Raw genomic sequence first — 6,269 nt, 5'->3', positions numbered from 1 at the left:
TCCCAGCCCTGCCGGCGTTTGAGGCGCGGGGTCTGGTCCCGAGCCCACCACTCAAGCCCCGCCGGCGATTGAGGCGCCGGGTCTGGGGCGGAGCCCCAGTTAGAAGAACACCGACCGCCGCTGCACCAGCAACTTGTACAGCGTGTGCTGAATCTGCTCCCGCACCTGATCCGTCAGATTGAACATCAGCATCGGATCCTCCGCCGCCTCCCCCACATACCCCCCCGTCTCAATCGGCTCCCCGAACTGAATCGTCCACTTCGTGGGCAGCGGCACCGCCCCCAACGGCCCCAGCCAGGGAAACGTCGGCGTCAGCGGAAAGTACGGAACCCCCAGCACCCGCGCCAGCGTCTTGGAGTTCCCGAGCATCGGATAGATCTCCTCCGCGCCGACAATCGAGCACGGCACGATCGGAACCCCCGCCCGCAGCGCCGTGGACACAAACCCGCCCCGCCCGAACCGCTGCAGCTTGTAGCGCTCGCCGAAGGGCTTCCCGATGCCCTTGAACCCCTCCGGCATCACCCCGACGACCTCACCGCGCCGCAGCAGCCGCTCCGCGTCCTCCGCGCACGCCAGGGTGTGCCCGGCCTTGCGGGCCAGCTCATTGACGACCGGCAGCACAAAGACCAGATCCGCGGCGAGCAGCCGCAGATGACGCCCGGCGGGATGGTTGTCGTGGACGGCGACCTGCATCATCAGCCCGTCCAGCGGCAGCACACCGGAGTGGTTGGCCACCACCAGCGCCCCGCCGTCGGACGGGATGTTCTCGATGCCCTTCACCTCGACCCGGAAGTACTTCTCGTACAGCGGCCGGACGAGGGACATCAGGACCTGGTCGGTGAGTTCCGCGTCGTAGCCGAACTCATCGACCTCGTAGTCACCGGTGATCCGGCGCCGCAGAAAGGCCAGCCCGCCCGCGATCCGCCGGTCCCAGTCCCCGCCCCCCGACCCGCCGTCGGGCGTCCCCGCACCGGACTCCCCGTCCTTCGGCGACCGGGCCGGCGGAACCGACGCCCCGGCCGCGGAGACAACCTCCGGAGACTGTCCGGAAACAGTCGTCCCCACCCCCGGCAGGGAACTCACCGGAGCCTCCCCCACCGCCCCCGAATCGCCCTTGCGCCGACCGCCCCCGGGTCCTCCGGCCGGGCGTCGCCGCGCCGAGCGTGCCGCGCCACCGCGCGACCGGTCGTCATCGAACGGAATGACCTTGGCGTCCGCCATCGTGCCTTCGCTCCTTAGTCGGCGTCGCTCTGCGTGGTCTGTTCTGCCCGAGCCACACGAGTTGCCCGAGTTGCCCGAGTTCCCTGATCGGCCCGAGCCGTCGCGGTGTCCGCCGGTGGAGGCGTCCCGGCACCACCACCCGCCAGGGACGCCCCCACCCGGTCCACGGCCCGCGCGAGAACCTCCGGCGGCAACAGCCCAGGGCCCCGGCTGCGGGCGAAGTCCGCAAACGTTTCCGCAGTAGTGAACCGAGGCACAAACCCCAGCGTCTCCCGCAGCTCCGTCGTACTCACCACCCGCCCGTGCGTCAGCAGCCGGATCTGCTCCGGCGAGAAGTCCGTGACACCCACCGTACGCAGCGCGGAACCGATCCAGGTCACCGCAGGCAGCAGCACCGGCAGCGTGGGCCGCCCCAGCCGCCGCGAGCACTGCGACAGCAGCAGCACCCCCTCGCCCGCGACATTGAACGTCCCGCTGTTGAGCGTCCCGCGCCTCGGCTCGTGCAGCGCGATCCGCAGCACATCGATCACATCGTCCTCGTGGACGAACTGCAGCCGGGGGTCGTAACCGAAGACCGTCGGCAGGACGGGCAGCGCGAAGAACTCGGCGAGCGGCGAATCCGCGCACGGCCCCAGGATGTTCGCGAACCGCAGCACACAGACGGCGACATCGGGCCTGCGCCGGGCGAAGCCCCGCACATACCCCTCGACCTCGACCGCGTCCTTCGCGAACCCGCCGCTCGGCAGGGACTTCGGCGGCGTGGACTCGGTGAAGACAGCGGGATCGCGGGGAGCGGAGCCGTACACACTCGTACTGGACTTGATCACCAGCCGGCTGACAGTGGGCGACTTCTGGCAGGCGCCGAGGAGCTGCATGGTGCCGATGACATTGGTCTCCTTCACGGCCGTACGCCCCCCGGCCCCCAGCGGTGTGCCCGTGACATCGAGATGGACGACCGTGTCGACCCCGTGCTCGGCCAGGACCCGCCCTATCGCGGGCTGCCGGATGTCGGCGCGTACGAAGTCGGCGCCGCCGAGATGGTGCTCCGGCGCCACGGCGTCGACACCGACGACCCGGTCCACCTCGGGATCCCGCAGGATCCGCCGTACGAGACGGCCACCGAGCTGCCGGGCGACGCCCGTGACGAGCACGACCTTTCCCAAGATCAGCGCCTTCCTGGAGTACGACAGGCCCGACCAGCCCGCCTTCAGCGTCACCGTAGCGGTTCGGTATTGGGTTGTGACGACTGCGCGGCGCTCTTTTGCGGACCGTGTCCCTCCGGCCGCGCCCGGACGCACCACGGCCCTCCCACCGCTCGGGTGGGAGGGCCGTGATGGTTCGTACAGCTGCCGCCTACTTCTTGTTACGGCGCTGAACGCGAGTGCGCTTGAGCAGCTTGCGGTGCTTCTTCTTCGCCATCCGCTTGCGCCGCTTCTTGATAACAGAGCCCACGACTACCCTCGCTCACTTCTCGGAACACCCCCGCACCAGCAGGGATCGGTGCGGGGCGTCTGGGCCCACACGACCTACGTCGGTCCAGCCTACCCGCCTCAGCACCGAGCCTGTAATCCGAGGGCAGCCGCCCGATCCGGCTACGCCGATTCCACCCCCACGAAGGACTCGCGGAGATAGTCGTGCACCGCTTGCTCCGGTACCCGGAAGGACCTCCCCACCCGGATCGCCGGCAGATGACCGCTGTGCACCAACCGGTACACAGTCATCTTCGACACCCGCATCACCGAGGCGACTTCCGCCACGGTAAGAAACTTGACCTCGTTAAGAGGCCTCTCGCTGCCAGCAGCCATGACCCACCTGTACCTTCCGCACACGACGCACACCGGCTTCCCCTCCGGTGACTCTTCGTCGCTGTGCGCTCACTCCCCAGACTAGGGGCGGGTGGTGCGAGTGGGGAAGAGGAGCAGCCATCGGCCGCCTACTGTGACAGACACGCTCGATTGAGTACATAGCGAGTCAGCGGTCGGTAGTAAGAGGACCGCACGCCATCATCAAGCGGAACGGCCACGGAAACCTGTCCCTCGGCCTCGCCGACGAAGAGCGCGGGATCGTCGGTATCGGCCAGCCCGATGGCCTCAATGCCCAGCTGACCTGCTCCGCAGACCCATCCGTGATCCCCGATGACCAGGTCGGGCAGGGGTCCGCCGACCTCCGCCAGACCCTCCAGGGCCATACGAACCGGCAGCGGCGAATGGGTGTGTGCGCCGGTCTCACTGCCGGTACCCCGTGCGCCGGGTGCCCGCACCAGCGCGACTCCCCGTACGTACTGAAGGTTGTACGTGCGTACCCCGAACCGGGTTGTTATGTCGACACATCGCCCCTGCGCAGGGGTGAGAACGAGGCACCCCGCCGCCGACAAAGCGTCTGCCAGCCCGCCATAGAACCCGAGCAGACGGTGCGGATGACCGGTCCCGAACAGCACCGCACCCCGCCGTGCGGCCACCTCGCCGAGCCGCTCGGCGAAGGCGGCGAGCGCCTTCAAGGTCCGTTCGGGATCGATGACATCGAGGCCGTCGACCCGCGCGGGATCGTCCGATACCCCGCACCTGTCGGCCATGAGCGACAGCACCTCTCGCTGGCTCCACTCCCCCCGGGGATCGAGCCCCAGGGTGACGCGCGGATCGCGCGCCGCGAAGAGCCGGTAACTGCGCAGGCTCTCCTCCCGCGAGGTCGCCACGGTCCCGGCCAGCCGGGCCGCCAAGAGGTGCGCCCGCAGCGCTCCGGTGCTCCACACGCCGCCGATGCTGCCGGAGGGGGACGACCCGGGGGGCGAAAAGGCCCCAGACGCCCCACAGTTGGCGTAACGCTGCCTCCCGGCCCCGCCGCCCCACCCCGGGCCCCGGAATCCGCCAGCGCGGCAGGAAAAGCCCTCGCCGACCCGCTCACGGCCCGCCCGACCGCCGCCGTACGCGAGACGCCGCCACCGCCGCACCCCGCGCTCGACATCCCAGAGATCCGGCCCGGGTCCACAGCGCGATGACGACCACGCGCCCCCGACGGCACCAAGCCCGTCCCGTACCCGCTATGAACACCCTTAGGGAAGCATCCCCCGCAGCGGGAACACCGCCCGCCTGGTCGCCAGCACCGCCTGGTCCAGCCGATCGGCGGGGTCGTACCCCGCCTCCCACTCCCGCCATGCCGGTGTCCGGCCGTCCGTCATCCGCCAGGGGCCCGGCTGCCGCGTCCGGGCGTACACCTCGTCGCGCCACTCCTCAGGGATCAGCGACTCCGGGTCCACGGGCGTATGGGCGGCGATCCCCACCAGATGCGTCCAGGACCGCGGGACCACATCCACCACCGCGTATCCGCCGCCGCCCAGCGCCACCCACCGCCCGCCGTCGGCGTGCTCGTGCGCCAGCGAGTGACATGCCTCCTGCACCGCCCGCTGGGCGTCCAGCGACACCGCCAGATGCGCCAGGGGGTCCTCGAAGTGGGTGTCGGCTCCGTGCTGCGACACCAGCACCTGGGGCCGGAAGTCCGCCAGCAGCTCCGGTACGACGGCGTGGAAGGCCCGCAGCCACCCCTCGTCGCCCGTCCCCGCCGGCAGCGCCACGTTCACCGCGCCACCGGCCGCCGGGCCGTCCTCGCCGGTCTCCTCCGGCCAGCCGGTCCCGGGGAACAGCATCCGAGGATGCTCGTGCAGCGAGATCGTCAGCACCCGGGGATCGTCCCAAAACGCGGCCTGCACCCCGTCCCCGTGGTGTACGTCCACATCGACGTACGCGACCCTCTCGGCCCCCAGCTCCAGCAGCCGCGCGATCGCGAGCGACGCGTCGTTGTAGATGCAGAACCCGGCCGCCGCGCCCGGCATCGCATGGTGCAGCCCGCCCGCGAAGTTCACCGCGTGGGCGGCCTCCCCGCGCCACACCGCCTCGGCCGCCCCGACGGACTGCCCGGCGATCAGCGCCGACGCCTCGTGCATGCCCGCGAACGCCGGATCGTCGACCGTCCCCAGCCCGTACGCCTGATCCGCCGCCCGCGGCTCGGCCGAGGCCGCTCGTACGGCGGCGATATAGTCCTCCCGGTGCACAAGCCGCAGAGTGGAGTCCCCGGCCGGACTCGCGGCCACCACCTCCATCGCGCGGTCCAGGCCGTACGCCCGCACCAGCCCCATGGTCAGCGCGAGCCGTACCGGATCCATCGGATGGCTGTCCCCGAAGTCATACTTCGTTACCGCCTCGTCCCACATCAACAACCCGCGGCCACTCATACCCGCCACCGTATCCGCCCCGCCCCGGCGGCACCTCCGTGACCCTGGCTCAGGCCAGCAGCGCGGGCAATTCCGCCATCGCCCCGAAATACCCCTTCGCCCCGGCGAGCTTCTCCGCCGGGGTCATCGCCGTGAACCCGTACACATCCATCCCGGCGGCGACCGCCGCCGCCACCCCGAGCGCGCTGTCCTCCACCACCGCACAGCGCTCCGGCGCGGTCCCCATGCGCTCCGCGGCGTACAGAAACAGATCCGGCGCCGGCTTTCCCCGACCGACATCCTGCGCGCTGAAGACGATCTCGTCGGGAAACCACAGATCCAGCCCGGTCTTCCGGTGCCCGACCCGAATGCGCTCATGGCTCCCGGAGGACGCGACGCAGTACGACACCCCTTCCGCGACCAGCTTCCCCAGCACCTCCGCCACCCCCACCACGGCCGCCAGCTCCCGCTCGAAGGCCGCGAAGGTCCGGGCATGCAGCGTCGCATCGAACTCTTCCGGCAACCGCTGCCCCGTCCTCTCCAGCACAAGATCGTGTACGCGGTGGACAGCGGCCCCCATGTAGTCCCGCAGGGAGTCCTCGTACGTGGTGGGATGCCCCAGCTCCGTGAGATACCCGGCGAGGATGGTGTTCGCGACCGGCTCACTGTCGACGAGTACACCGTCGTTGTCGAAAATCACAAGGTCATAGTTCATCCATCCACCCTAAGAGGGTGCCACCCCGCACACCGCACCAAGATCACCCGCCGGCAGTCCGTCCTGCCTGAATGCCTCATGGCTTGGAATATGGCTTGGAATTCAGCCCATAATGCAAAAAGCCCCGGC

General features: G+C 70.0%; 7 protein-coding genes. All 7 read right to left on the bottom strand.

Going from position 1 to position 6,269, the window contains the following annotated elements:
• Positions 1-99: 99 nt before the first annotated feature.
• Positions 100-1,221, bottom strand: a complete 1,122-nt coding sequence (locus tag ACWF94_RS29895; protein WP_453495305.1) for a lysophospholipid acyltransferase family protein — start codon at positions 1,219-1,221, stop codon at positions 100-102.
• Between the two features lie 14 nt (positions 1,222-1,235).
• Positions 1,236-2,384 (bottom strand): NAD-dependent epimerase/dehydratase family protein, encoded by a 1,149-nt coding sequence (locus ACWF94_RS29890; protein ID WP_453495311.1) that lies wholly within the window; start codon positions 2,382-2,384, stop codon positions 1,236-1,238.
• Between the two features lie 190 nt (positions 2,385-2,574).
• Positions 2,575-2,673: a 30S ribosomal protein bS22 gene (locus ACWF94_RS29885; protein ID WP_003948845.1), complete on the bottom strand. Its 99-nt coding sequence runs from the start codon at positions 2,671-2,673 to the stop codon at positions 2,575-2,577.
• Between the two features lie 140 nt (positions 2,674-2,813).
• Entirely contained in the window at positions 2,814-3,026 is a 213-nt protein-coding gene (locus ACWF94_RS29880; protein ID WP_003958488.1) for a helix-turn-helix domain-containing protein, read from the bottom strand.
• A 128-nt stretch (positions 3,027-3,154) separates the two neighbouring features.
• Positions 3,155-3,970, bottom strand: a complete 816-nt coding sequence (locus ACWF94_RS29875; RefSeq protein ID WP_453495301.1) for a phosphatase — start codon at positions 3,968-3,970, stop codon at positions 3,155-3,157.
• Positions 3,971-4,270: 300 nt separating this feature from the next.
• Positions 4,271-5,425 (bottom strand): acetoin utilization protein AcuC, encoded by a 1,155-nt coding sequence (locus ACWF94_RS29870; RefSeq protein WP_453495308.1) that lies wholly within the window; start codon positions 5,423-5,425, stop codon positions 4,271-4,273.
• A gap of 70 nt (positions 5,426-5,495) precedes the next feature.
• Entirely contained in the window at positions 5,496-6,140 is a 645-nt protein-coding gene (locus tag ACWF94_RS29865) for an HAD family hydrolase (RefSeq protein WP_453495298.1), read from the bottom strand.
• Positions 6,141-6,269 lie beyond the last annotated feature (129 nt).

The organism is Streptomyces sp. NPDC055078 (assembly GCF_053607985.1).
This window is presented reverse-complemented; position numbering and strand designations above follow the sequence as displayed.

What these genes read in the sequence shown, in the direction of transcription:
- ACWF94_RS29895 (WP_453495305.1), bottom strand. Translation starts at nt 1,221, where the DNA reads ATGGCGGACGCCAAGGTCATTCCGTTCGATGACGACCGGTCGCGCGGT.
- ACWF94_RS29880 (WP_003958488.1), bottom strand. Translation starts at nt 3,026, where the DNA reads ATGGCTGCTGGCAGCGAGAGGCCTCTTAACGAGGTCAAGTTTCTTACC.
- ACWF94_RS29870 (WP_453495308.1), bottom strand. Translation starts at nt 5,425, where the DNA reads ATGTGGGACGAGGCGGTAACGAAGTATGACTTCGGGGACAGCCATCCG.
- ACWF94_RS29865 (WP_453495298.1), bottom strand. Translation starts at nt 6,140, where the DNA reads ATGAACTATGACCTTGTGATTTTCGACAACGACGGTGTACTCGTCGAC.